This is a genomic window from Aggregatibacter sp. HK296 (genome assembly GCF_980469475.1).
Genome location: NZ_OZ413142.1, coordinates 335,044 through 360,893 on the forward strand (window position 1 = coordinate 335,044; position 25,850 = coordinate 360,893).

Genomic DNA, 25,850 nt, shown 5'->3' on the forward strand with positions numbered 1-25,850 from the left:
TTTTAATCGCGGAAATTATTGAATTGGAATGGTTGCCCCAGTTCCGCTGTTTTGACGAGTTGAATCACGGCTTGTAAATCATCGCGGGATTTTCCGGTAACACGGACTTGCTCGCCTTGGATTTGGCTTTGCACTTTGATTTTGGAATCTTTGATAAGCTTAGTGAGCTTTTTCGCCATGTCGGTTTCAATGCCTTGTTTCAGCTTGATTTCTTTGCTGTACGTTTTGCCGCTGTGTTCATAGTCAGCAGGGATGTCTAAGGAAGTGGATTCGATGTTACGTTTAATACAAGCGTTACGTAAGATGTCGATGAGTTGCTCCACTTGGAAATCCGATTCGCTGCTCACTTTAATGCTTTCGTTTTTTTCGTTAAATTCGATCGCAGCTTGTACGTTACGGAAATCCCAACGATTAGTGAGTTCGCGGTTGGCGTTTTCCACGGCGTTGCGGATTTCGTGTCCGCTGATTTCGGAAACAATGTCGAATGATGGCATGGTTTTCTCCTTATTTCATTTTGTCGTTTGCACTTAAAATACATAAAAGTGCGGTTAAATCGGTGAAGTTGATGATAACTTGCGCCAATTGTTGTACTTTTGGTTTGGCGTGATAAGCCACGCCGACATCGGCAACTTGCATCATGGCGAGATCGTTGGCGCCGTCGCCGATGGCAACGGTGTTTTCAGTGGCAATGTTAAATTGTTGTGCTAACTGTTGTAAGGTTTGCGCTTTGTATTGTGCATCCACAATGGCGCCTTGTACGTTGCCTGTAAGTTTGCCGTCAATAATCTCGAATTGATTGGCTGCAATGAAATCTAAGCCGAGTTTTTGTTGTAATACTTCGGCAAAATAGGTAAATCCACCGGAAGCAATGGCCACTTTCCAACCGTGATTTTTGAGTTCTTTGACTGTTTCGACTAATCCCGGCATCAGCGGTAAATGCTGTTTGACCTCTTGCAAAATGCCTTCCGGCGCATCTTTTAAGGTGGCAACCCGTTGGCGCAGGCTTTGGCTAAAATCGAGTTCACCACGCATGGCGCGTTCCGTAATGGCGGAAACCATCTCACCGGTGCCGGCAAGCTTGGCGATTTCATCGATACATTCAATTTGGATGGCGGTGGAATCCATGTCCATCACCAATAATCCCGCTTGCTTCAAACTGGCGTGAAAGTTTAGCGGCGCAATATCCAGAGCTAATTCATGGGCAATACCAATCCACTCCGCTTTCCACTCGCCTTTGAGCAATACCACGGTGTTATGCAACACATTCCACGCGGAAAAACACAAAAAATTTTCACCGCACTTTTGCTGAAAGGTTTGTAACTTTGTGAGATTTAGGCTGTTGGAATAGAGAATAAACGCCTGATCCGAATGATAGGGCTTGTCAGCAATAAATGGTGCAGGAAGTTCAGAAAAATGCGCCATAATGGCGTTAAGATTTTGTGTTTGCATAAAAATCCTGTAAATTGTGGCGGTTTTTAAAAGCACTGTATTCTAGCTTACTTATTAAACTTTGGGGAAAATAACTTGCATTTAACAAAAGAAAAAGTGATTAAATTTATGATGTTCTTTGGCATTGTTTTGTTATGCGCGGGCATCATGGCAGTCATTTTATTTGGCGTACAACAATTTAAAATCGGCTCACAGCTAGCCAGTGTAAATCAGGTCGCTAATATTTCTCATTTATTGGCACGCCAGCAAGCGAATCTATTTTCGATGTTGTTGGTGAATAATGCGAAAACAGAACGGTTAGTGGAGAATTTGGATAATTTCACCAAAGAAGAATTTGTACTGGATGCGGCAGTGTATGCGCGTAATGGTGAATTATTAGCACAAAGCACCAACTCGTCAGATATACGCAGTTTGTTGGGCTTGGATAAAGAAGAAAAGGAAGCGGATTCTCAGCAAATTGTGGAACCTATTTATTCCCCAAACGGCCTGGAAGGCTTTTTACGCGTCACTTTTGATGCCAAATACGGACAAACGACCCAAAGTAAAATCAATCAAATTTTTTATCGATTATATGGTGAAATTGTCATTGTTTTTCTCGTTGGAATTCTGTTTGCCAGCAGTTTTCATTATTTCCTCAGCCACTATCGCCGCAGCCGTAAGCATGTTCATGTTGTGGAAAAAACACCTACGCCAAGTAACAAAACAATGCCATCCACGAGCAAAGCGTTTCATCAGCGTCGAAGACGAATGCGATAGGGAAGTGCGGTGGCTTTTATGATTGTTTTCTCTTTGGGAAGAATCAAAAAAACACGAAAACAAAAAACCGCTCGTTTGAGCGGTTTTTTTATGATAAGGCAAAAATTAGGCTAATTTTTTGATTTGAGCAGCTAATTTAGATTTGTGGTTTGCTGCTTTGTTAGCGTGGATTAAGCCTTTAGAAGCCATGCGGTCAACAACTTTTTGCATTTCAACGAATGCTGCTTCAGCTGCTGCTTTCTCACCCGCTGCTACTTGAGCATAAACTTTTTTGATGTAAGTACGCATCATAGAGCGTTGGCTTGCGTTGTGTTGACGGCGTTTTTCAGATTGAACCGCACGTTTTTTTGCTGACTTGATATTAGCCAAGGTCAAACTCCTAAAAATTTCTGTTAGTTAATAGTGACAAAATAGGGGCGTAAATATGCCGATTTCTTATACTTTTGTCAACGGGAATTTTGTGTTGATTTCGGTGAGACACAACCGAACGTTGGCATCGTTATACTTAACAAGCTCTTTCTAAACGGGCTCACCAAACGATGTGCGCGGGATTTTAACAGTTTTTTCCCTTAGAATATAGCGTAAAAACGAAATTTCTATACAATTAGGCAAATTTTATCATTCAGAGTAATTCGTTTTGAGCAAAAGATTATTAAAATCCGGCATGATCGTGAGCGGTATGACGCTCGTTTCGCGTGTGTTAGGCTTGGTGCGCGATGTAGTGATTGCTAATTTAATCGGTGCCGGTGCGGCGGCAGACGTATTTTTATTCGCCAACCGTATTCCTAATTTCCTCCGCCGATTATTCGCCGAAGGGGCGTTTTCACAAGCGTTTGTGCCGGTGTTGGCGGAGTATCAAAAATCCGGTGATTTATCCAAAACCCGCGAGTTTATCGGCAAGGTGTCGGGCACCTTGGGGGGCTTGGTTACCGTCGTTACGTTATTGGCGATGATCGGCTCGCCGGTGGTGGCGGCAATTTTCGGAACAGGTTGGTTTGTCGATTGGCTGAATGACGGGCCGAATGCGGAAAAATTCACGCAAGCCTCGTTGCTACTCAAAATCACTTTTCCTTATTTATGGTTTGTGACCTTCGTTGCGCTGTCCGGTGCGATTCTAAATACCATCGGTAAATTCGGCGTGATGTCGTTCTCGCCGGTGTTGCTCAATATTGCCATGATTGCCACCGCACTTTGGTTGGCACCGCAGTTGGAAAATCCGGATTTAGGCTTGGCTATCGGGATCTTTCTCGGCGGGTTATTACAATTTCTGTTTCAACTGCCTTTCTTATATCAAGCTAAATTATTAGTAAAACCCAAATGGGCGTGGCATGACGAAGGCGTGAAGAAAATCCGCACACTGATGATTCCTGCTTTATTTGGCGTTTCCGTGAGCCAAATCAACTTGCTACTTGATACCTTTATCGCCAGTTTTTTAATGACGGGTTCCATCAGCTGGCTATATTATTCCGACCGCTTGTTAGAGTTTCCTCTTGGATTGTTCGGTATCGCCATTTCTACGGTGATTTTGCCGACCCTTGCCCGCCATCATGTAAACCGCGATGATAACGCCAAAAGTGCGGTGGATTTTCGCAACACAATGGACTGGGGCGTACGCATGATTTTATTGCTCGGCGTGCCAGCAATGATTGGTATCGCTGTGTTGGCGCAACCGATGTTGCTCGTGCTGTTTATGCGCGGCAGCTTTACCTTTAGCGATGTGCAGTCAGCCTCTTATTCCCTCTGGGGCTTTAACGCAGGGCTTCTGAGCTTCATGTTAATCAAGATTTTGGCGAATGGTTATTACGCCCGCCAAGACACCAAAACGCCGGTGAAAATCGGCATTATTGCCATGGTAAGCAACATGGCGTTCAATTTATTAGCGATTCCTTTCAGTTACGTAGGCTTGGCGATGGCGTCTGCCATGTCGGCAACATTGAACGCGTATCTGCTTTATCGTGGTTTGGCAAAAGCGGACGTTTATCATTTTAGCCGTCAAAGTGCGGTGTTTTTTCTGAAAGTTTTTTGTGCCGCTGCCATGATGGGACTGTTGGTTTGGTATAACAGCCCAACACTCATTGAATGGAATGCCATGAGTTTTCTTACCCGCGTGCATTGGCTAGCGTGGTTGATCGTTTTAGCCGCAATGGTTTATGGTGGAATATTAGTGTTGTTAGGTATTCGTAAACGGGATTTGATGGGCGTGCACACCACATGAAATTCGCTTTTGTGACGCCTTAATTTATGCGTATAATACCGAAATCTTTTTTCACTGAAATTAAATGGAACAAATTTAATAATGCAGCTGATTCGTGGCTTGGGAAATTTACCGCAAAATTTGCACGCTTGCGCGTTGACTATCGGCAATTTTGACGGAGTGCATTTGGGACATCAAGCCATTCTGCGTCATTTGCGGACAAAAGCCGATGAGTTGCATTTACCCATGGTGGTGATGTTGTTTGAACCGCAGCCACGCGAGTATTTCTGTGCTGAAAATGCGCCTGCACGCTTGATGCGTTTACGTGATAAATTGCGTTATCTCAAACAGGCAGGCGTGGACATGGTGATTGTGGCAAAATTCGACCGCACTTTTGCCAATTTACCCGCGCAACAATTTATTGAAGATTGTCTGGTGCGCAAATTAAATGTGAAGTTTTTAAGCATTGGTGATGATTTTAAATTTGGTGCTAAGCGCCAAGGCAATTTTGCACTGTTGCAACAAGCCGGTGAAAAGTTTGGTTTTACCGTAGAGGATAACCGTAGCTTTTGCTTAGATGAATTGAGAATCAGTAGTACAGCGATTCGCGAGGCGTTGGCAAACGACGATTTAACGTTGGCGGAAAAATTACTTGGACGTCCTTATCGTATTTTAGGTCGCGTGATTCATGGCAATGAGCTTGGTCGCACCATCGGCTTTCCGACCGCGAATATTCGCTTGCATCGTCAGGTGAATCCGGTCAAAGGCGTGTATGCCGTCAAAGTGCGGTTAAAATCCGGCGCGTTTTTTAATGGGGTCGCGAATATCGGCACCCGCCCGACCATCAATGGTGTGAATCAATTACTAGAAGCACATTTATTTGATTTTCAAGGCGATCTTTATGCCCAATGGTTGGATGTAGAACTCTGTCATAAAATCCGCAATGAAATGAAATTTCCCTCTTTTGACGATTTAAAAGCACAAATTGCGAAGGATGTAGAAACGGCAAAAAACGTTTTCAAAACTGACCGCACTTTATAGAACACAAATTTTAATTTTTACATAACACTGGAATATAAAATGACTGATTATAAAAATACCCTTAACCTCCCTGAAACGGGCTTTCCAATGCGCGGCGATTTAGCCAAACGCGAGCCTGTGATGTTGAAAAACTGGTATGAGAAAAATCTCTATCAAAAAATTCGTGAAACTTCAAAAGGCAAAAAATCCTTTATTTTGCATGATGGCCCTCCGTATGCGAACGGCAACATTCATATCGGTCATGCGGTGAATAAAATTCTGAAAGATATTATCGTGAAATCCAAAACCGCGTTAGGTTTTGACTCGCCTTATATTCCGGGTTGGGACTGTCACGGTTTGCCGATTGAATTAAAAGTAGAAGGCTTAGTGGGCAAACCAAACGAGAAAATTTCTGCGGCCGAATTCCGGGCGAAATGCCGTGAATATGCAGCGGAACAAGTGGAAGGACAGAAAAAAGACTTTATCCGTTTAGGCGTGTTGGGCGATTGGGATAACCCTTATTTGACCATGAACTTTGATACCGAAGCACACATTATTCGTACGCTTGGCAAAGTGATTGCTAACGGCCACTTATACAAAGGATCTAAACCGGTGCACTGGTGTTTGGATTGCGGTTCTTCTTTGGCTGAAGCGGAAGTGGAATACGAAGACAAAGTTTCTCCGTCCATTTATGTGCGTTTCCCTGCAGTAAGTGCGGTAGAAATTGAAGAGAAATTTAACGCAGTAGGCAAAGGCCATGGCAAATTATCTGCAGTCATTTGGACAACAACACCTTGGACAATGCCATCTAACCGTGCGATTGCGGTAAATGCAGAATTAGAATACAACCTAGTCCAACTTGGTGATGAGCGTGTGATCTTAGCCGCTGAATTAGTGGAATCGGTGGCGAAAGCCGTGGGTGTAGAACAAGTTGAAATTTTAGGGGCCGTAAAAGGTCAAGCGCTTGAGTTAGTACGCTTTAACCATCCGTTCTATGATTTCACTGTGCCGGTGATTTTAGGCGATCACGTGACTACCGATGGCGGTACAGGTTTAGTACACACTGCACCGGATCATGGTTTGGACGACTTTATTGTAGGACAAAAATATAATTTACCAATGGCGGGTCTTGTATCGAATGACGGTAAATTTATTTCAACCACTGAATTCTTTGCAGGTAAAGGCGTATTTGAAGCGAATCCATTGGTTGTTGAAAAATTGCAAGAAGTGGGCAACTTATTAAAAGTTGAGAAAATCAAACACAGCTACCCACACTGCTGGCGCCATAAAACCCCAATTATTTTCCGTGCGACACCACAATGGTTTATTGGCATGGAAACACAAGGTTTACGCCAACAAGCCTTAGGTGAAATCAAACAAGTTCGCTGGATTCCGGATTGGGGTCAAGCGCGTATCGAAAAAATGGTGGAAAACCGCCCGGACTGGTGTATTTCCCGTCAGCGTACTTGGGGCGTGCCGATGACGTTATTCGTGCACAAAGAAACCGAAGAACTTCACCCACGCACCTTAGAATTACTTGAAGAAGTGGCTAAACGCGTAGAGAAAGCCGGTATTCAAGCATGGTGGGATTTAGACGAAAAAGAATTATTAGGCGCCGATGCAGAAACCTATCGTAAAGTGCCTGATACCCTTGACGTATGGTTTGACTCAGGATCAACCTATTCTTCTGTGGTGGCGAATCGTCCGGAATTTAATGGTCAAGATATCGATATGTATTTGGAAGGTTCCGACCAACACCGTGGTTGGTTTATGTCTTCTTTAATGCTTTCTACCGCAACAGACAGCAAAGCACCATACAAACAAGTATTAACTCACGGCTTCACCGTGGATGGTCAAGGCCGCAAAATGTCAAAATCCATCGGCAACATCGTGACGCCACAAGAAGTGATGGATAAATTCGGTGGCGACATTTTACGTTTATGGGTGGCTTCTACCGACTATACCGGTGAAATGACCGTTTCTGATGAAATCTTAAAACGTGCGGCGGACAGCTATCGTCGTATTCGTAACACGGCACGTTTCTTATTAGCTAACTTAAATGGTTTCGATCCGCAACGTGATGCAGTTAAACCGGAAGAAATGATGAGCTTGGATCGTTGGGCGGTGGCTTGTGCATTAGAAGCACAAAACGAAATCAAAGATGCTTATGATAACTATCAATTCCACGCCGTGGTGCAACGCTTAATGCGTTTCTGTTCGGTGGAAATGGGCTCGTTCTACCTTGATATTATCAAAGATCGTCAATACACCACCAAAGCAGACAGCCTTGCGCGCCGTAGTTGCCAAACCGTTTTATGGCACATCGCGGAAGCATTGGTACGTTGGATGGCACCGATCCTTTCCTTCACCGCAGATGAAGTGTGGGGCTACTTGCCACAAACGGCAACTGCACGTGCAGAATTCGTCTTCACTGAAGAATTCTATGAAGGCTTATTCGGCTTGGGTGCGAACGAAAAATTAGATGATGCTTACTGGCAGCAACTGATCAAAGTACGTTCTGAAGTGAACCGTGTGTTAGAAATCGCCCGTAACGACAAAGTGATCGGTGGCGGTTTGGAAGCGGAAGTGACCGTTTATGCTAACGATGAATATCGTGCCTTGTTAGAACAATTAGGCAATGAATTACGTTTCGTGTTAATTACCTCAAAAGCGGAAGTGAAAGCATTAGCAGACAAACCGGCAGATGTGGCTGTTGGCGAGTTAGAGGGGATTGCAGTAAGTGTTGTACGTTCTAACGGTGAAAAATGTCCACGTTGCTGGCATTATTCCGACAAAATCGGCGTGAATCCGGAACATCCGACACTTTGCCCGCGTTGCGTAGAAAACGTTGCAGGTAACGGCGAAGTGAGACGTTTCGCTTAATCATGCAGTAAAGTCTAAATAAAAGTGCGGTCAAAATTGACCGCACTTTTTGATCGTAAAGCATTTATTTATTTTTTCAGTTCCGTGGCGTAATGTTCTACCGCCGTTTTCGATTTCAATAATCCTTGTTGCAACATAAAGTCCGCCATTTTTTCATAGTTCGCTTTATTAAAGCTACCCGGTTGTTTACTCAAATAAGGCAGCGTGTCTTTCCAGGCGCGGCGGTTAAGCTCGTTATCCAATTCTGTCGGTTTATAGCTGACAAAAAGCTGCCAACTTTCTTCCGGGTGTGCATAAAGGTAATCGGTGGCTTGTTGTAGCGCGCTGATAAAATCTTTGTATTTCGCTTCATGAATCTTGTCTTTATTGGCGACGATAATTAATTCATCATAGGTCGGCACGCCATGCTGTTCAGGGAAAAACGCCTTACCTTGATAACCTTCAATGGCTAATTGATTCAATTCAAAATTGCGGAATGAACCTATAACCACATCCACTTGTTTGCTAATTAAAGAAGGGGAGAGAGACCAATTCACGTTAATCAGTTGGACATCTTTATTACTTAAATTGGCCGACTTCAACATGGCATCCAGCAGTGCTGTTTCAAAACCGCTAACGGAATAGCCAATTTTCTTTCCTTTCAAATCCGCTAAGGTTTTGATGCCGCTGTTTTCTAACGTGACCAAGCTGTTTAGCGGAGAATCTGCCAATGTCGCAATACGCACTAAAGGTAGTTTTTCATCTATTTGAATATGCAGTTGCGGTTGATAATCTACGGCTAAATCTGTTTTGCCGGCGGCGACCAATTTAGGCGGTAGCGATGGATCGGCAGGCTCAATAATATCCACTTCCAGATTATGTTCGGCAAAAAAGCCTTTTTGCTGTGCAACGATCAACGCCGCGTGATCCGGGTTGACAAACCAATCCAGCATTAAAGATAGTTTTTGTTTTTCAGCGGCTTGAACGCTAAGTGAAAGCGCGCCGATAATCAATGTTGAAAGAATATGTTTTTTCATAGTAGCTCCTTTTTGTGGTTAAGCGAGATCCAACCCCATTTGCCAGAAGGCAATTTCCATGCGGGTGGCCGTCGTAAAGATGTGTTGAATCTGGTTTTGTTGGGATGGCGTAAATTCAGCACAAAGTGCGGTCAAAAAGTTAGACGTTTCTTCCGCTTCTTGTTGAAAAGCCTCCGAAGCATAGGTGTCGATCCAAGTTTGATACGGATTATTGGCTAAGCGCGGGTAGTTTTCTGTGATATAGCGTGCGATTTGTGCGTAGCCTACGGCACAAGGCGTAATGGCCGCATAAATTTCAGCTAAACCGCCGCTGGCACCGCAATCTAATAAATAGCGAGTATAGGCAATACAAGCGGCGCTTTCTTGGGTGGCAAATATTTCCGCTTCACTGATGCCCCATTGTCGGCAATAGGCCAAATGTAATTGAATTTCCTGACAAATACTTTCAAGGCTTTTTCGAGGTATTTCCATTTGGCTAAAGTTTTTGGCTTTAAAGATACCCAAGGCAAATGCACGACTGTAATGAAACAGGTAAAGGTAATCCTGTTTTAAATAATGACGAAAGCACTCTGCCGGCAAGGTGCCATTTGCCAACTGTTTGACAAAGTCATGTTCTACATATTGTTGCCAATAAGGCTGGGCGTTTTTAATCAGTTGGTTGAGCATTTTTCCTCCTAATGCACATAGCTTACCCACGGCAGGGCTTTGCGCAGTAATTTATCCACGATGAAATACAGGCAAAGCGCCATGAGTAAAAGTAAAAATAGCGCCGCAAACATTAAGTCGATTTGTATTCGGGCATTGGCTTGTAACATTAAATAGCCCAATCCTTCCGAAGAACCGACCCATTCCCCCACAATGGCGCCAATGGGCGCAATGGAGACGGCAATGCGTAATCCTGATGCTAATGCGGGCAATGCCGCCGGTAAACGCACTTTAAATAGCATTGCCGCAGGTGAAATACGCAAGGTTTGGGCAAGTTGAAGCCAGGGTTTCGGTGTGTTGCGTAGGCCGTCATAGCAGGCTGCCGTGACGGGAAAATAGATAATCAAAATCGCCATGGTGATTTTGGATGCCATGCCATAACCAAGCCACAACACCAGTAATGGCGCGATAGCAAACACCGGAATAGCTTGTGAAATCACTAATAATGGCATTAAGAAAGCCGAGATTTTGCGGGAAAGAGTAAGTAGTAGCGCAGAGGATAGCCCGAATAGAAAACCGAAAAATAAGCCTAACAAAATTTCCAGCAACGTAATTTGGGCATGCATGAAGAGCAAGTCCGCTTGCGTCATTAATCGTTGCCATACAGCAAGCGGGGTAGGCAATAAGTAGGGCGGCACATCAAACAGACTGATAATGCCTTGCCAGAACGCAATGAACAGGGCGCTTAATAAGATAAGACGGGCTATTTTTTTCATGTTGGCTCCGCCATTAATTGTTCGATAAGCTTATTTTGTAGCGACCACAGCGCCTCTTGGTGAAGCTGATGGGGCTTTATGGGATCTAATTGAGCAACCTGTTTTATTTGCACCGGTTGTCCTTGCAATACATAAATTTTTTCGCCTAAACGAATGGCTTCTTGCGGATCATGGGTTACCAAAATCACCGTTTTCCCTTGCAACAGTTCGCAGGCAAGATTTTGTAACTGTAAACGGGTGACCGCATCCAGGGCGGAAAAGGGTTCGTCCATTAAAATTAAATCGGCATCTTGCATTAAGGTGCGGGCCAGTGCCACCCGTTGACGTTGTCCGCCGGAAAGTTGATAACAAGGTTTATGCCAATGAGCCGCCATGCCGACGGCATGTAATAGTTCTTTGGCTTTCTCTTGGGTTTTGGCATTTTTCTGACCGCTAAGGTGCTGCGCCAACTGCACGTTATTCAACACAGAAAGCCATGGGAATAAACTGTCTTGCTGTGCTAACCAAGCCGCTTTGGTATGAGGGGCAAATTGGATATGCCCTTGTGTAATCGCTGCATTTTCCAATCCTGCAATGGCGCGAAGTAAGGTGGATTTCCCTACACCGGAACGCCCAAGTAGCACAACCCATTCCCCTTGTTCTACACGAAAATGAAGATCGACAAACAGCGGCTTGTGATCGAATTGCAAGCATAGATGTTGGATATCGAGACAATGCATCGCAGGCTAACTTAGCGAGGGAGGCAGAAAAGTGCGGTGGATTTTAAGAATGTTTTTAAAAAGAATGGCAATATAGACATGATTTAGTTTCCTACGTCAGTGTTAACTGTTTCAGGTTCACGGGTATTATCTCAGCCAATGGCACCCCGACTAATAATGGCGCAGAGTCTATCGAAAAAGAGCAGGAAAAACAAATTGCGCTGTTAAATTTTGTGATCCCCGTCATAGAGAAATTCTGTTCTTTCATGATGTTCCAAATCAGTTTTTCTGTATAAAACCTTGCCTTGTGCTAGAATGGCAACCTAATTTTGATAATGATTTTATTTAGGAAAAACTATGTCCCAACAAAAATCCGGACTCTCTTTTCTCTGGCTAAGTGCGGTCGCTTTTTTGCTTGATTTGCTGACGAAATATATCGTGGTACAAAAATTTGATTTGTATGAAAGCGTGAATGTTCTGCCGGTGTTTAATCTCACTTATGTACGAAATTATGGCGCGGCATTCAGCTTTTTGGCGGATCACGATGGTTGGCAAAAATATTTCTTTATTCTGTTGGCGATTAGTATTTCTCTGATGCTGGCGTATTTCATGAAGAAAAATCGTGCCGACCAAAAATTACAAAATTCAGCTTATGCCCTGATTATTGGTGGTGCACTTGCTAATATGGTGGATCGTGCCTACAACGGTTTTGTGGTGGATTTCTTTGATTTTTATTGGGACATTTATCATTACCCGGTGTTTAATGTGGCAGATATTGCCATTTGTATCGGCGCCGGTTTACTGGCATTAGATGCCTTTAAAGGTGATAAGAATAAACAAAAGAGCGGTCAAAAATGAAGATAATTTTAGCCAACCCACGCGGTTTTTGTGCCGGCGTCGATCGTGCCATCAGTATTGTTGAATTGGCGTTGGAAATTCATGGTGCGCCCATTTATGTACGTCACGAAGTGGTGCATAACCGTTTTGTGGTGAACGGCTTGCGTGAGCGTGGGGCTATTTTTGTAGAAGAACTGAGCGAAGTGCCGGATGGTGCCATTGTAATTTTCTCCGCTCATGGCGTATCCCAAGCAGTACGCCAAGAAGCCAAAGATCGTCGCTTGAAAGTCTTTGATGCAACTTGTCCGTTGGTGACCAAAGTACATATGCAAGTGGCGCGTGCCAGTAAAAAAGGCACGAAAGCGATTCTCATCGGGCACAAAGGCCATCCGGAAGTGGAAGGCACCATGGGGCAATACGGCAACCAAGAGGGCGGCATTTATCTCATTGAAAGTATTGAGGATATTGCTAACCTCCCGGTGAGCCACAACGATGATTTAACCTTTATGACGCAAACCACGCTGTCTTTAGATGACACGGCGGAAACCATCAGCGCGTTAAAAGAAAAATATCCTGCGATTCAAGGCCCGCATAAAAACGACATTTGTTATGCCACAACCAATCGTCAACAGGCGGTGCGTGAACTGGCAAAACAATCGGATTTAGTGGTCGTGGTAGGCTCCAAAAACTCCTCTAACTCTAACCGTTTGGCGGAGTTGGCTTCTCGAATGGGGGTGGCGTCCAAGTTAATTGATGATCCCAATGATATTCAGCCGGATTGGTTTAATGGCGTGCAAACCATTGGTGTCACCGCGGGTGCTTCCGCGCCGGAAGAATTAGTGCAATCGGTGATTGCGCGTATGAAAGAATTTGGCGTCACGGATGTAGAAGAATTGCAGGGGCTAGAAGAAAATATGTTCTTTGAAGTGCCAAAAGAATTGCGCGTAAAAGAGGTGAGTTAATTCTCTCCAACACTTGCTAAAGATGAAAAGAAAGTACGGTCAATATTTGAAACGTTTTGAATATTGACCGCACTTTTTCTTTGTTAAAAAGCGTAAAGAGACAAGCTGAAATAAAAAGCGGATAAATGTTATTGTCATTTATCCGCTTTAAATTAAGAGTAACTTACGTTAATTCACACTTGGATTACCAAGAATATTTAATGCCGACAGAGCCTTTATAGCCTTGACGTTTTGCGCCACTTAAAGAGTGTTCGTAGCGAACATCTGCATAAATATGTGAGTTAGCACTAGTTGCAAGTTGAGTACCTACACCAAATTCCCCCCAAGTTTTCGCAAATTTTTCATTGATATTATCTGCACCAATGTTGCTACCGGCAGTATTTCTGAAGTCATGCCATAAGTTTGCAGTGAAATAAAGGGTTCTGACTTTTTCACGAGCGGTTAGATCGTTGTAAGCAAGACGTGCACCTACGCGACCACGTAAACCGTGTTGTTTGTCTTGGTGTACAGAACGTAGATCATCGTTGAAGCGGCTTAATCCTAGGTATTGATAGATTAACTGTGCTTGCGGTTCAATGATCCAGCTGTCACCGTTATTCATTTTTTCTTTACCTAAAGCAAATGGATGACCAACTTCGCTTGATAATGCAACGCCGAAACCGTGGTTTTTAGCTTGTGAATCAAGAGCGTAATATTTATTTTTCACCCAAGAAAGTTGACCCACTAAGTCTAAGTAGCTGCCATTTTCAGCATAACGCGTATGTGTTACGCCGGCATGGAAGTTTTCGGTTTTCGCTTTGCCGGTGTATTTGTCATTAAGGACAACACCATTTTCAGCACGATATTCGTCATAGAATTTTGAATTTGCGTGCGTGTAACCCGCATAAATACCGGTTAAACGTTTTCCGCCGTTTTCAGTAGAAGTAACATCAAAGTCGTGACCGAATTGGAAACCGGAAAGGTTAGCCGTTAGGTTCAAACGCTCTTTACCATCCAAAGCAAGGTGTTTACCGATAATACGTCCCCAAGTTTGGTTGTTTGCTTGAGATTTTTCCCAAGAAAGCGCCTGATTTTCACCGCGACGTTGGTGTAATGTGCCGACTGTTTCATAGCCCACTTCTAAGTTCAATTTTGGCGCAAGTGTGTAGCCCGGTACGGAAGGTACATAAATTGCGTCACCATTTGTTGAAGTCACTGTCCAGAAATATTCGGTTGCGTTACCGACTCGTTTAGAAGCTAATTGTAGTTCACCTGCACCGGTGGTTCTTGTCATACCGGTAAAGTTATGTAAATTGCTTGAGCCTTGGACACGAATAACTGCGGTACTGTTTTTGCCTAAATCTGAAGCGATAGAGCCAATAGAACCGTCAACTAAGTTTTCCGCACCATTTGCTTTTAGGCTCACAACTTTTGTTACACCTTCTACATTGCCGGTGACTTCTAACAAGTCAGATTTGCCGTTATTCGGATCATTGGTATTCCACTGAGTATTCACTTTTAGAACGCCGTTATTCGCTGTGTAGTTGCCTTCCACAGTGAATTTGTCTCCGTAAGAACCATTGGCAAGTGTGATTTCACTATTATTATTGGTTAATGTGCCGTCAGAACCGTCTTGTTTAACCAGTTTGACTTTATAATCTGTTCCGGCAGAGCCTGTAGGGATGTGTTTAGAAGCATCCAATACACTACCATTATTTAGCGTTAACGCATTAATGGTAGAACGTTGTTCAGCTTCATCTTCTTTTTGGGCCAGTTCCCAAGTAGCTTGATTGTCTAATTTAACATCTAATTTAGAGTTCTCGTTGGCATTAGAACCTTGATGCATTAAACCAATAACTTTTGCTTGATTATCGATAGCAACACTGAGGTTAGATGTTCTCAATTGACCGGCTTTTGCTTCTACTAACCAACCATTTTTAGCAGCTTTCGCTTCACTTTCTTTACCCTTGAGGAGGAATTTAGCATCACCGTCTTTTGCATCGTCTAAATTTTCTTGTGCAACAATGAGGGAAGCGTCATCTGAAACCGTTTTGATTTTAGTATTATTTAAACGAACTTCTTGTTCTCTATATTTTTCTCCACGTAGGAGGACATCCATTGTGTCAAATACGATAGCCGAGCTGCCTGATTTAATTTCACCACTACTTGTGTCTGAATCAGCAATTAAGCGGGATTTTGTGCCAAAGAGACGAACGGCTGCAGAATCTTTCGTTGCTGTCGTATCAAGCACCATTTTTCCGGTAGAGTTGACTACAGCACCTTTATAATCGGCAGGTATATTATCACCAGGTTTGCCGATTTTTATAGCGGCGGAAGAAGTACCATTAGCTTTGATTGTAATCTCTGAATCTTTTAAATTGGCTTCTGCACCATTACCATTAATGTAAATGCCGACTAAATAACTGCCATTTTTGGCGGTTGTTTTATCTTCCACATTGATGGTGAGTTTTTTCTTGGAATTAAAAATTGGAACAGCCCCATTTTTTTGGAAAACTCTTACTCCGGATAATTGGTGACCAAATAAAGGTCTAGTACCTGGCCCGTTATCAACGTTGATTTCAGCATCATCATGTAAAGTCAATTTTGCTGTATCGGTTGGTGCACCACCACGCCAATCATAACCGACTGCAATGCCATAAGCTGCATTGGTATCAGCTGAGGCTAAATCAAGCCAGTTTTCATTGACAAAGGTGACATCAACATTGGTTTTACCTTGAATATCTAATGTTCTATCACCACGGACAATAATGCCTTTAGGACGAGTTTTGTCATGTTTGTTCTTATCTGCTGTGATATCAATCTTAACATCGTTGGTAATAACCGTGTTTTTATCTGTCGGTTCATATCCTACAGGCTCTCCCGTTTCTTGGGTTTTATCAATAGGAGCCAACGTGATATCAGCAGCAACGGCCAGTGTAGGAATTGATAAAGAAGAGACAATCAATGTGCTCAGAAATGTCTTTCTGAATTTTTCCTTGGTATTAAGTAACATAATGTGTTTCCTCCTGTTATGTTATATAGAAATAGAAAAGAACATTTTGTTGGTATAAAAATTATGCTAATTGTAGCAGGAAAATCAATTTAATGCATATGGAATGTTGATGTATAATTAATTGAAATCAAAAGAATAAATTAATTTTTAATTTTTTTATTATATTTAAAAAATGCAACAACCTTTAAACTCAATTTATTTGTTATGCAAACTGAAAATCATTTTCGTATTGTAAAAATGCAAATTCTCCGCCGTATTCAATATGGTTTACAGGTGACGGAAGAATATTTCAAACAAGTTTTTATACCTCCGCAAATTCATTATGAATTAAAAGGTGTCAAGGCAGGTGTTGCCTATTTGCAACGAAATACCATCAATTTTAACCGCACTTTATTGTTGGAAAATTCGGAAGAATTTATTCAGCAAGTGGTATTGCATGAGTTGGCCCATATTGTGGTTTATCAGCATTATGGCCATGTGCAACCTCATGGCAAAGAATGGCAATTTGTGATGCAAGAGATATTCCATTTGCCCGCAGAAACCTACCACCAATTTGATTTATCTTCCGTGCAGGGAAAAACCTTTACATATCACTGTGCTTGTCAAACTCATAAGCTCAGCGTCCGCCGTCATAATAAAATTCAGCGTGAAAGTGCGGTGTATTTCTGTCGCAAATGTAAAACCCAATTAAATTGGATTGGGGTGGAAAATGAAGAAAACTAACCGCTCCGTTTATTGCTTCGTTTCGGCTTATTTCCCATAAAAAAACACCTTCTTTTTTCTCGTTTCTCGATCTGCTTCACAAAAAAGTGCGGTCATTTTTCTGAACGTTTGTGCGGTGCATACAAAATCGCTAGATTAATGAAACCGAAATCAGTACAATCGCACCCTTATTTTTTCTATTGTTTAAAATGTAACCAAGAAATTTCGGTATCCGCCGTAATGTGTAATAACGAGGCTCCATGTCAGAACAAACAGTATCAGCGCAAGCTGTTGCCGAACCGGCAAAAAAAGTCAATTTAATGAATTTAACCCGTGCGCAGATGCGTGAATTTTTTGCCGAATTAGGTGAAAAACCGTTCCGCGCCGATCAGTTGGTGAAATGGATTTACCATTTTGGTGAAGACAATTTCGACAATATGACCAATTTAAACAAAAAATTACGGGAAAAATTAAAGTCCGTGGCAGAAATTAAAGCCCCGGAAGTGGCGGTGGAACAGCGTTCTGCTGACGGCACCATTAAATGGGCGATGCAGGTCGGCGATCAGCAAGTAGAAACCGTGTACATTCCGGAAGCGGATCGCGCCACGTTATGCGTTTCTTCACAGGTTGGTTGCGCATTGGCTTGTACTTTTTGTTCTACCGCGCAACAAGGTTTTAACCGTAATTTAACGGTGTCGGAAATTATTGGGCAAGTATGGCGCGCATCGAAAATCATCGGCAATTTTGGTGTGACAGGCGTGCGCCCGATTACCAATGTGGTAATGATGGGCATGGGCGAACCGCTATTGAATGTGGCGAATGTGGTGCCGGCGATGGAAATTATGTTGGACGATTTTGCCTACGGACTATCCAAACGCCGTGTGACATTATCCACTTCAGGTGTGGTACCGGCGCTCGATAATTTAAGCAAAATGATTGATGTGGCATTAGCGATTTCCTTGCACGCACCAAACGATGAATTGCGTGATGAAATCGTGCCACTAAACAAAAAATACAATATCAAAACCTTGATTGATTCGGTGAATCGCTATTTAAGCGTTTCCAACGCCAACCATGGCAAAGTGACCATCGAATATGTCATGTTGGATCATGTGAATGATCATGTGGAACACGCGCATCAATTAGCAGAAGTGTTAAAAAATACGCCATGTAAAATCAATTTGATTCCATGGAATCCGTTCCCGGAAGCACCTTATGCGAAAAGTTCTAATACGCGTATTGACCGATTCCAAAAAACCTTGATGGAATACGGTTTAACCGTGATTGTGCGCAAAACCCGTGGCGACGACATTGATGCTGCCTGCGGACAATTAGCCGGCGATGTCATTGACCGGACTAAACGTACTGCACAGAAAAAACGTTTTGGCGAGGCGATTGCCGTTCAAGTTCAGTAACCATTCAAACTCGGAGGAAAATAAATGGTTCATTTCTCGTTCTTTACTCGAATCATACCGTTTATTTTCCCCTTTCTGTTTTCTGCCTGTGTTTCCCAACAGGTATCATCTGATTTTGATAAACAACAGGCGGCAAAAGCTCGTGTTGAATTAGCGCTGGGCTATTTGCAGCAACGAGATTACAATCAAGCCAAGGCAAATTTAGATCGCGCGCTTTCTTATGCGCCCGATGACTATTTAGTGCATGCGGTGCGCGCTTATTTTTATCAGCAACAGGGCGATGTGATTCAAGCAGAGAAAGCCTATTTGACTGCTATTAAGTTAGACAAAAAGCAAGGTGATGTTTTCAATAATTTCGGTACCTTTCTTTGTTTGCAAGGTAAATATTCTGCCGCCTATGAGCAATTCCATAAAGCATTAAAGGCGCCTAATTATTATCGGCAGACTGATACTTACGAAAATCTTGCACTCTGTGCTTTATCAGCAAAGGATTTAACGGTTTATCAGGAAAATCTGTTAATGCTTGAAAAAATGGATCCGGAAAGAGCAAAAAAATTAGCTTTGCGGGCACAATAGTCGATCAAAGTGCGGTCATTTTTGCCAGTGTTTTTAGCCAATTATTTTGTGATTGCTTTTGTTCTCCGAAAATAGGTGAAAATGCCATTTAAAATTGATTTTGTACAGTGTGACAATTTCCATGTCAGATAACAATAACGCCATATAACTGTTGCAAAACCTGCCTTACCACCTTAAACTTTAGCACTTAATTTTTAGCTAAAAATACCATTCCTATGAATACATCTAAAACAACTCAAGAATCACAACATAGTGCACAAGAAATCACCATTGGTGATAAATTTCGTTTGGCAAGAGAAGCTTTAAATCTTTCATTGGAAGCCGTTTCTCAAGCCATTTCATTACGTCCTTCAATTCTGCAAGATATTGAAAATAATCGATTTATTCATGGCTCAACGCCTGCAACTTTTGTACGTGGCTATGTGCGTAGCTATGCAAAATTTCTCAAGATTGCAGACAGCGAATGGCTGAATGTGATTGATTTTGGTGACGAGCAACAAAATGACTTAGGTAAAAATGCTCGTGCGACCAGCTCTGTTAATCAATATTCCTCTCATAATCGTTGGGTAGGTTATTTGACCACCTTAGTTGTGCTTGTGGTGCTTGGCATGACAGGCATGTGGTGGTGGGAAAGCCATCAGCAATCCAATGCAGAGCGTGATAATTTAGTGAATTCTTATACCCAATTCTCAACAGAAACGCCAGCGACAGTAACCAATGTTGATAATGTGTCTGTGGTGACACAGCCGATTAGTCAGGCAGAAAATCATCTTGTTGAACCAGTATCGACTGAGGCTACTGTTGAAGTTAAGCCGCAAGAGAATGTGGTTGCTACACCAGTAGTTGTTGAAACAGAAGTCACACCGGCAAATGTGTTGCAATCGGAAATGACCAAAATCAACGGTGCAGAGCAAACGGCAGCCATGCCTGAAAGTTCACCAATGGAAACCGCCGCTACAACTACAACATCTTCTGTAACTGAAAGTGCGGTGGAAAATCCAAATGTTTCTGCGGTCGCGACAAATGATAATTTATACATTGAAGTGATCGGTAATTGCTGGATTAGTGTAAAAGACAAAAATCGTAAGGTGTTAGCACAAAAAGAATATAAGCAAGGCGATGTGTTAAGTTTTAACGAAGAAGAGCCTTATTCTTTAATTATCGGTGCGCCGGGGAATGTCAAAATTATTTATAGAGGCGAAGCTTTCCCATTAACACTTGACGGGCGTGTCGCAAAATTTAAATTACCTCAATAATGGGCGAACAATGTTAGAAAAGCCAAAAATTCAGCGTAGAGAATCCACGAAAATTTATGTGGGGAATGTACCTATCGGTGGTGATGCACCGATTGCGGTACAGTCTATGACCAACACAAGAACTACCGATGTTGAGGCCACGGTCGCGCAAATCAAATCGTTAGAGCGCGTAGGTGCCGATATTGTACGGGTGTCCGTGCCAACCATGGAAGCGGCGGAAGCCTTCAAATTAATTAAACAGCAAGTGAGCGTGCCATTAGTCGCTGATATTCATTTTGATTACCGCATTGCGTTGAAAGTCGCCGAATATGGTGTGGACTGTTTGCGTATCAATCCGGGTAATATCGGACGTGAAGATCGTATTCGCGCCGTGGTGGATTGCGCTAAAGATAAAAATATCCCAATTCGTATTGGGGTGAATGCCGGTTCACTGGAAAAAGACATTCAGGAAAAATACGGTGAACCGACGCCACAAGCCTTGTTGGAATCGGCATTGCGCCATGTTGAAATTTTAGATCGTTTGAACTTCGATCAATTTAAAGTGAGTGTTAAAGCCTCCGATGTGTATTTGGCGGTGGAATCCTATCGTTTACTTGCCAAGGCGATTAAACAGCCCTTGCATTTAGGTATTACTGAAGCCGGTGGTGCGCGTGCCGGTGCAGTGAAATCTGCCATCGGATTAGGTATGTTATTGGCTGAAGGGATCGGTGACACGTTGCGGGTGTCTTTAGCTGCGGATCCTGTAGAAGAAATCAAAGTGGGCTTTGATATTTTAAAATCACTGCGTATTCGTTCTCGTGGCATTAACTTTATTGCTTGCCCAACCTGTTCTCGTCAGGAATTTGATGTGATTGGCACGGTAAATGCGCTGGAACAACGTTTGGAAGATATTATTACGCCGATGGATGTGTCAATTATCGGCTGTGTCGTCAATGGTCCGGGAGAGGCGTTGGTGTCTGATTTAGGTGTCACCGGCGGCAATAAGAAAAGCGGCTATTATCTTGACGGTGAGCGCCAGAAAGAACGTTTTGATAACGATGATTTGATTAATCAATTAGAAGCAAAAATCCGCGCTCGTGTTGCGCAGCAAGATCCTAAAAATCGTATTCTTTAATTTTTAATAAACACAGGAAGTTATTGTGGCAAAAACTATTCAGGCAATTCGTGGAATGAACGATTGCTTACCAACAGAAACTCCCCTATGGCAATGGGTTGAGAATAAAGTGCGGTCTGTTTTAAGTGCGTATGGTTACGCGGAAATCCGTATGCCAATTGTGGAAAGCACACCGTTATTCGCCCGCGCTATCGGTGAAGTCACCGATGTGGTGGAAAAAGAAATGTTTACGTTTGATGACCGTGATGAAGAAAGTTTGACTTTGCGTCCGGAAGGCACGGCAGGTTGTGTTCGCGCCGGTATCGAGCACGGTTTGTTGTACAACCAAGAACAACGTTTATGGTATATGGGGCCGATGTTCCGTTATGAACGTCCGCAAAAAGGTCGTTATCGTCAGTTCCATCAAGTGGGCGTGGAGATTTTCGGGATTCCTAATCCGGAAATTGATGCGGAGCTTATCGCCTTAACCGCCCGTTTATGGAAGGATTTAGGCATTTTTGACCATGTTACGCTTCAACTTAACTCCATCGGTTCATTAGAGGCGCGTAAAAATTATCGTCAAGCCTTAGTCGATTTTTTACAAAATCACATCGATATTTTAGATGAAGACAGCAAACGTCGTTTAACCACCAATCCGTTACGGATTTTGGACAGTAAAGATCAACGTGTTCAAGAAGTGCTAAATGATGCACCGAAATTACACGATTATCTTGACGATGATTCCCGCGAACATTTTGCGCAATTATGCGCCTTGCTTGATAATTTAGGGATTCAATACGAAATCAATCAAAAATTAGTGCGCGGCTTGGATTATTACAACAAAACCGTATTTGAATGGGTGACATCCGCTTTAGGCGCGCAAGGTACCGTCTGCGGTGGTGGTCGTTACGATGGGTTGGTTGAACAGCTAGGCGGTCATGCCACAAGTGGTGTTGGCTTTGCTATGGGCTTGGAGCGTTTAGTCCTGTTGGTACAGGAAGTGAATACACAGATTACCTTGCCAAGTGCGGTGGATATTTACATCGTTTATCAAGGCGAAGGCACTACCGTAGCAGCCTTTAATTTGGCGGAAAAACTTCGTTCAGAATTACCGCACTTACGTACGCTTTTACACTGCAGTGGTGGGAATTTCAAAAAACAATTTAAACGAGCCGATAAAAGTGGAGCGAAGTTAGCCTTGGTCATCGGCGAAGATGAAGTGAAAAACCAACAAGTGGTGGTAAAAAACTTGTTGCAACATAGTGAACAAGCGGTTGTGGCATTAGGCGACATCATTAATCACATTCAAAACACATTCAAATAAGGAAAAAATATGGCGTATACCATTGAAGAAGAACAAGAACTCAGTGCTATTAAAGCGTGGTGGCAAGAAAACTATAAGTTTATTATTGTTTGTTTTGTCATTGCATTTGGTGGCGTATTCGGTTGGAACTACTGGCAATCTCATCAGTTACAGAAAATCCACAATGCCTCTGCCGAGTATGAGCAAGTGTTGTTTAACTATGCAAAAGATCCGAAAGCACAAGAAGAGCAGTTTTCTCAATTTATCAAAAATAATGAGAAAACCGGCTATGCGGTGTTAGCGTTGTTAGATAAAGCAAAGATTGCGGTAGAGAATCAAGATTTTGCACAGGCTGAAGACGCGTTAAAACAGGCAGTAGCACAATCAACGGATGATGTTTTATCTTCTGTCAGTGCATTACGTTTGGCTGCGGTGCAATTCCAACTTGGGCAATTTGATCCTGCGTTGGAAAGTTTGAAGTTAGTGAAAGATCAAGCTTGGAATGGCGCTAAGAATATGTTGGTCGGCGATATTCAGTTGGCGAAAGGTGATAAGGACGCAGCGAAAAGCGCTTATCAGCAAGCTCAACAGAATGCTACGCCGTTAGAGCAACAACTCATTCAAGTGCGGTTAAATAATTTATAGTTTTTGAGGCTTGGTTTTCCCAAGCCTTTCTTTTGTCCTGAATAAGGTATGCCTATGTCATTGAATAAATGTCACATCCCCGTTCCACCGCCATTAATTTTTGTTTTTTGTGCATTGTTGATGAAATTCCTTCCGCCTGTTTTGCAATTTCCCTCTTCTTTGTGGTTGGTGATTGTATTCGGCGGAATGGGTTGCGTCATTGGAGCAGCCAGTGTTTTGCAGTTTTTATTGGCGAAAACAACCTTGAATCCCTTTCAACTTGAAACGGCTTCTCAATTAGTCACCGGTGGTATTTATCGTTTGAGCAGAAATCCGATGTATCTCAGCCTTGTTTTTATTTTATTGGCTTGGATGGTTTATCTCGGTTCACTGTCGGCGTTGTTTGGTGTAGGGTTATTTATTTGGTATGTCACCAAATTCCAAATTAAACCGGAAGAAGAGGGACTCAAGCGTTTATTTGGGGCTGAGTTTACAGACTATTGCCAGCGTACGCGTAGATGGTTATAACAGCAATTATAAAGATAAAATTTCTTTAACGAAGGGAATCGTTAGTTTACGTTGCGCCTGTAATGAAGCTTGATCGAGTTTTTCTAACGCATTAAATAAGGTTTTCATATCCCGTTCTAAACGTTTGAAGAGAAAATTAGCCGTTTCGTCAGGTAATTCAATGCCGCGTTGATGTGCCGCCAGTTGTAAGACCGCTATCTTTTGTTGATCATTTACCGGCATTAATTGATACACTTCGCCCCATGTAAGACGAGACGCCAAATCCGGTAAATGGGCTGATAAATTGGTCGGAGATTGATCCGCGCTGATCACTAAAAGCGTTTTTCCGGTTTCTCGGATTCGATTAATTAAATCGAAAATAGCCACTTCCCAATCCGGATTGCCAATCACTTCTTGTAAATCATCCAAACACACTAATTCTTGTTGCTCTAGATTTTCCAGTACTGCCGGAGAGAAATATTGTGCTTTATTCAAAGGCACGTATAGCGCAGGTCGTTGATGCGTTAAGTAATGATGACAAATAGCTTTTAATAGATGGCTTTTCCCGTAACCACGCTGACCCCAAAGATAGAAAAAAGGTTGGCTGAGATGGGAAAAGTTTTTTTGTAGAGAGCTGAGCAGAAGCTGATTGTTTTCCGCGTAGAAATTTTCCAGGGTGTCATTATCAAATTGATGAATAGGGAGAGGAAGTTGGAAATATGGCTCGCTCAAATCAAATACCGAAAATGCTGAAAAGTCTGGTAAGAATAAACGAAATTTTTAAAATTAGAAAGTCATTAGCGGATATTTTTCCTTTCCGCTAATGACTGTTACATATGCCTTTTATGCGGCTTCGTTTTTCGCTTTAGGTAATACCAAGTTCAAAATGATGGCAACCACGGCACAAAGGCTGATTCCTTTTAAGGACACACCACCGACGTCAACGAACATGTTACCGATACCAAATGTCATGACCACCGCAATGATGCAAAGGTTACGTGCCTCGGTGACATCGACTTTGGCGCGGATCAAGGTGCTCATGCCCACAACGGCAATGGAACCAAACACCAACATCATGATACCGCCCATCACGATGGTTGGGATGGTAGATAAAAAGGCACCGACTTTTCCACAGAAGGAAATGGCAATTGCCCAGACCGCCGCCCAAGTCATGATATTTGGATTGAAATTACGGGTGAGCATGACTGCACCGGTGACTTCTGCATAGGTTGTATTTGGTGGACCGCCTAATAATGATGCTGCGCTCGTTGCGATACCATCACCCAACAAAGTACGATGTAAGCCCGGTTTTTTGATGAAGTCTTTGCCGGTGACGGAACTAATCGCCATAATGCCGCCTACGTGTTCCACGGCGGGCGCAATGGCAATTGGCAGTAAATATAAAATGGCTTCCAATTTAAATTCAGGTGTGGTGATGTTTGGCAGACTAAACCAAGGCGCCTCTAAAACCGGTTGGAAATTAATGAGCCCCATGAAAAGGCATAGAACATAACCGACGGTGATACCGAACATAATTGGGATAAGTTTCATTAGCCCTTTGGAGAAGACCGCCACGCACAAGGTTGTGATGAGGGTTACCATAGACACTAAAACAGCATCATTGTATTGGTAAGCGCTATTTTTACCGAGTGCCATATCGACAGCGACCGGCGCTAAGCCCATACCGATGATAATAATGACCGGACCCACGACTACTGGAGGGAAAATGCGTTCTAATGCTGCAGCACCACGTAATTTGACTAATGTACTCAGCGCTAAATAAACCAAGCCTGCACAGGCTAAACCGCCCATTGTGGCAGGAATACCCCAAGTGGCGACACCATATTGAATCGGGGCAATAAAGGCAAAAGAAGAGGCCAAGAAAATCGGCACTTGTTTGCCGGTACAAAGTTGGAATAATAAAGTACCGATACCAGCGGTGAGCAAGGCTGTATTGGCATCTAATCCGGTAATTAACGGTACTAAAACCAATGCACCAAAGGCAACGAATAGCATTTGTAAACCCACAAATGCTTGTTTAATGGAGCTCTGTTGCTCCGTGATTGCAGCTTGTGTTGTATGTGCCATGTAAGTTTCAACTCTCTGTCTGAATTAACTTAAAAAGTGCGGTCATTTTTCGAAACAT

Annotated in this window: 24 protein-coding genes and 1 riboswitch; of the genes, 14 read left to right on the forward strand and 10 right to left on the reverse strand. The window is 42.9% G+C overall.

From position 1 onward, the window contains the following. Window positions 1–2: 2 nt before the first annotated feature. Complete coding sequence (locus tag AC30SH_RS01710; RefSeq protein WP_006719311.1) at window positions 3–494, reverse strand: YajQ family cyclic di-GMP-binding protein; 492 nt, start codon at window positions 492–494, stop codon at window positions 3–5. Between the two features lie 10 nt (window positions 495–504). Further along, entirely contained in the window at window positions 505–1,449 is a 945-nt protein-coding gene (serB, locus tag AC30SH_RS01715; RefSeq protein WP_212509952.1) for a phosphoserine phosphatase, read from the reverse strand. A gap of 75 nt (window positions 1,450–1,524) precedes the next feature. Here serB and AC30SH_RS01720 point away from each other — a divergent pair, with 75 nt between their 5' ends. Then, complete coding sequence (locus tag AC30SH_RS01720) at window positions 1,525–2,205, forward strand: YtjB family periplasmic protein (protein ID WP_212509951.1); 681 nt, start codon at window positions 1,525–1,527, stop codon at window positions 2,203–2,205. 105 nt (window positions 2,206–2,310) lie between these two features. On the opposite strand, the gene rpsT is transcribed toward AC30SH_RS01720, so the two are convergent. Next, window positions 2,311–2,574, reverse strand: coding sequence for a 30S ribosomal protein S20 (gene rpsT / locus AC30SH_RS01725; RefSeq protein ID WP_005548279.1), 264 nt, complete (start codon window positions 2,572–2,574; stop codon window positions 2,311–2,313). A gap of 268 nt (window positions 2,575–2,842) precedes the next feature. Between rpsT and murJ the strand changes: the two genes are divergently transcribed. The 3 genes from murJ (at window position 2,843) to ileS (ending at window position 8,302) form a co-directional block, all read left to right on the forward strand. After that, window positions 2,843–4,420, forward strand: a complete 1,578-nt coding sequence (gene murJ / locus AC30SH_RS01730; RefSeq protein ID WP_212509950.1) for a murein biosynthesis integral membrane protein MurJ — start codon at window positions 2,843–2,845, stop codon at window positions 4,418–4,420. An 81-nt stretch (window positions 4,421–4,501) separates the two neighbouring features. Next, window positions 4,502–5,440 carry a bifunctional riboflavin kinase/FAD synthetase gene (gene ribF, locus AC30SH_RS01735; RefSeq protein WP_212509949.1) on the forward strand — a complete coding sequence of 313 codons (939 nt, stop codon included), beginning with the start codon at window positions 4,502–4,504 and terminating at the stop codon, window positions 5,438–5,440. A 39-nt stretch (window positions 5,441–5,479) separates the two neighbouring features. Continuing rightward, entirely contained in the window at window positions 5,480–8,302 is a 2,823-nt protein-coding gene (gene ileS, locus AC30SH_RS01740; protein WP_489582028.1) for an isoleucine--tRNA ligase, read from the forward strand. 68 nt (window positions 8,303–8,370) lie between these two features. Here the strand turns inward: ileS and AC30SH_RS01745 are convergent, their stop codons facing one another. The 4 genes from AC30SH_RS01745 to AC30SH_RS01760 are packed head-to-tail and all read right to left on the reverse strand — an operon-like array spanning window position 8,371 to window position 11,458. After that, complete coding sequence (locus tag AC30SH_RS01745) at window positions 8,371–9,318, reverse strand: ABC transporter substrate-binding protein (RefSeq protein WP_109104063.1); 948 nt, start codon at window positions 9,316–9,318, stop codon at window positions 8,371–8,373. Between the two features lie 18 nt (window positions 9,319–9,336). Further along, entirely contained in the window at window positions 9,337–9,984 is a 648-nt protein-coding gene (tenA, locus tag AC30SH_RS01750; RefSeq protein ID WP_109104062.1) for a thiaminase II, read from the reverse strand. A gap of 8 nt (window positions 9,985–9,992) precedes the next feature. Beyond that, on the reverse strand, window positions 9,993–10,739 hold the full coding sequence (locus AC30SH_RS01755; RefSeq protein ID WP_212509946.1) for an ABC transporter permease: 747 nt from the start codon (window positions 10,737–10,739) through the stop codon (window positions 9,993–9,995). After that, window positions 10,736–11,458 (reverse strand): ABC transporter ATP-binding protein, encoded by a 723-nt coding sequence (locus AC30SH_RS01760; RefSeq protein WP_109104060.1) that lies wholly within the window; start codon window positions 11,456–11,458, stop codon window positions 10,736–10,738. The genes AC30SH_RS01755 and AC30SH_RS01760 overlap by 4 nt, the downstream gene beginning before the upstream one ends. Window positions 11,459–11,529: 71 nt before the next feature. After that, window positions 11,530–11,617: riboswitch (TPP riboswitch) on the reverse strand. Between the two features lie 177 nt (window positions 11,618–11,794). Here AC30SH_RS01760 and lspA point away from each other — a divergent pair. Together lspA and ispH are read left to right on the forward strand one after the other, a co-directional pair. Further along, window positions 11,795–12,295, forward strand: a complete 501-nt coding sequence (gene lspA, locus AC30SH_RS01765; RefSeq protein WP_006719296.1) for a signal peptidase II — start codon at window positions 11,795–11,797, stop codon at window positions 12,293–12,295. Next, on the forward strand, window positions 12,292–13,236 hold the full coding sequence (gene ispH / locus AC30SH_RS01770; RefSeq protein ID WP_109104059.1) for a 4-hydroxy-3-methylbut-2-enyl diphosphate reductase: 945 nt from the start codon (window positions 12,292–12,294) through the stop codon (window positions 13,234–13,236). Before lspA ends, ispH begins: the two co-directional genes overlap by 4 nt. A gap of 184 nt (window positions 13,237–13,420) precedes the next feature. Here ispH and AC30SH_RS01775 read toward each other — a convergent pair whose 3' ends face one another. After that, the gene (locus AC30SH_RS01775) at window positions 13,421–16,228 is read right to left on the reverse strand and encodes an autotransporter family protein (protein WP_109104058.1); all 2,808 of its coding nucleotides are present in this window, start codon (window positions 16,226–16,228) and stop codon (window positions 13,421–13,423) included. Between the two features lie 204 nt (window positions 16,229–16,432). On the opposite strand from AC30SH_RS01775, the gene AC30SH_RS01780 reads away from it, so the two are divergent. From AC30SH_RS01780 to AC30SH_RS01815, 8 genes are all read left to right on the forward strand, one after another. Further along, window positions 16,433–16,951 (forward strand): SprT family zinc-dependent metalloprotease, encoded by a 519-nt coding sequence (locus tag AC30SH_RS01780; protein ID WP_109104057.1) that lies wholly within the window; start codon window positions 16,433–16,435, stop codon window positions 16,949–16,951. 239 nt (window positions 16,952–17,190) lie between these two features. Beyond that, window positions 17,191–18,345: a dual-specificity RNA methyltransferase RlmN gene (rlmN, locus tag AC30SH_RS01785; RefSeq protein WP_006719285.1), complete on the forward strand. Its 1,155-nt coding sequence runs from the start codon at window positions 17,191–17,193 to the stop codon at window positions 18,343–18,345. 24 nt (window positions 18,346–18,369) lie between these two features. Next, window positions 18,370–18,921: a type IV pilus biogenesis/stability protein PilW gene (gene pilW / locus AC30SH_RS01790; protein WP_212509945.1), complete on the forward strand. Its 552-nt coding sequence runs from the start codon at window positions 18,370–18,372 to the stop codon at window positions 18,919–18,921. A 215-nt stretch (window positions 18,922–19,136) separates the two neighbouring features. Continuing rightward, window positions 19,137–20,177, forward strand: coding sequence for a RodZ domain-containing protein (locus AC30SH_RS01795; RefSeq protein WP_109104055.1), 1,041 nt, complete (start codon window positions 19,137–19,139; stop codon window positions 20,175–20,177). Between the two features lie 10 nt (window positions 20,178–20,187). Beyond that, the gene (gene ispG, locus AC30SH_RS01800; protein ID WP_021615982.1) at window positions 20,188–21,291 is read left to right on the forward strand and encodes a flavodoxin-dependent (E)-4-hydroxy-3-methylbut-2-enyl-diphosphate synthase; all 1,104 of its coding nucleotides are present in this window, start codon (window positions 20,188–20,190) and stop codon (window positions 21,289–21,291) included. Window positions 21,292–21,316: 25 nt separating this feature from the next. Continuing rightward, window positions 21,317–22,594 carry a histidine--tRNA ligase gene (hisS, locus tag AC30SH_RS01805; RefSeq protein WP_006719281.1) on the forward strand — a complete coding sequence of 426 codons (1,278 nt, stop codon included), beginning with the start codon at window positions 21,317–21,319 and terminating at the stop codon, window positions 22,592–22,594. A 9-nt stretch (window positions 22,595–22,603) separates the two neighbouring features. Next, on the forward strand, window positions 22,604–23,218 hold the full coding sequence (locus AC30SH_RS01810) for a YfgM family protein (RefSeq protein WP_048749277.1): 615 nt from the start codon (window positions 22,604–22,606) through the stop codon (window positions 23,216–23,218). A 54-nt stretch (window positions 23,219–23,272) separates the two neighbouring features. Then, window positions 23,273–23,725, forward strand: coding sequence for a methyltransferase family protein (locus AC30SH_RS01815; protein WP_315027986.1), 453 nt, complete (start codon window positions 23,273–23,275; stop codon window positions 23,723–23,725). A gap of 6 nt (window positions 23,726–23,731) precedes the next feature. On the opposite strand, the gene hda is transcribed toward AC30SH_RS01815, so the two are convergent. Together hda and AC30SH_RS01825 are read right to left on the reverse strand one after the other, a co-directional pair. After that, entirely contained in the window at window positions 23,732–24,436 is a 705-nt protein-coding gene (hda, locus tag AC30SH_RS01820; protein ID WP_212509943.1) for a DnaA inactivator Hda, read from the reverse strand. Window positions 24,437–24,547: 111 nt separating this feature from the next. Continuing rightward, window positions 24,548–25,792, reverse strand: a complete 1,245-nt coding sequence (locus AC30SH_RS01825) for a nucleobase:cation symporter-2 family protein (RefSeq protein ID WP_212509942.1) — start codon at window positions 25,790–25,792, stop codon at window positions 24,548–24,550. Window positions 25,793–25,850: the final 58 nt, after the last annotated feature.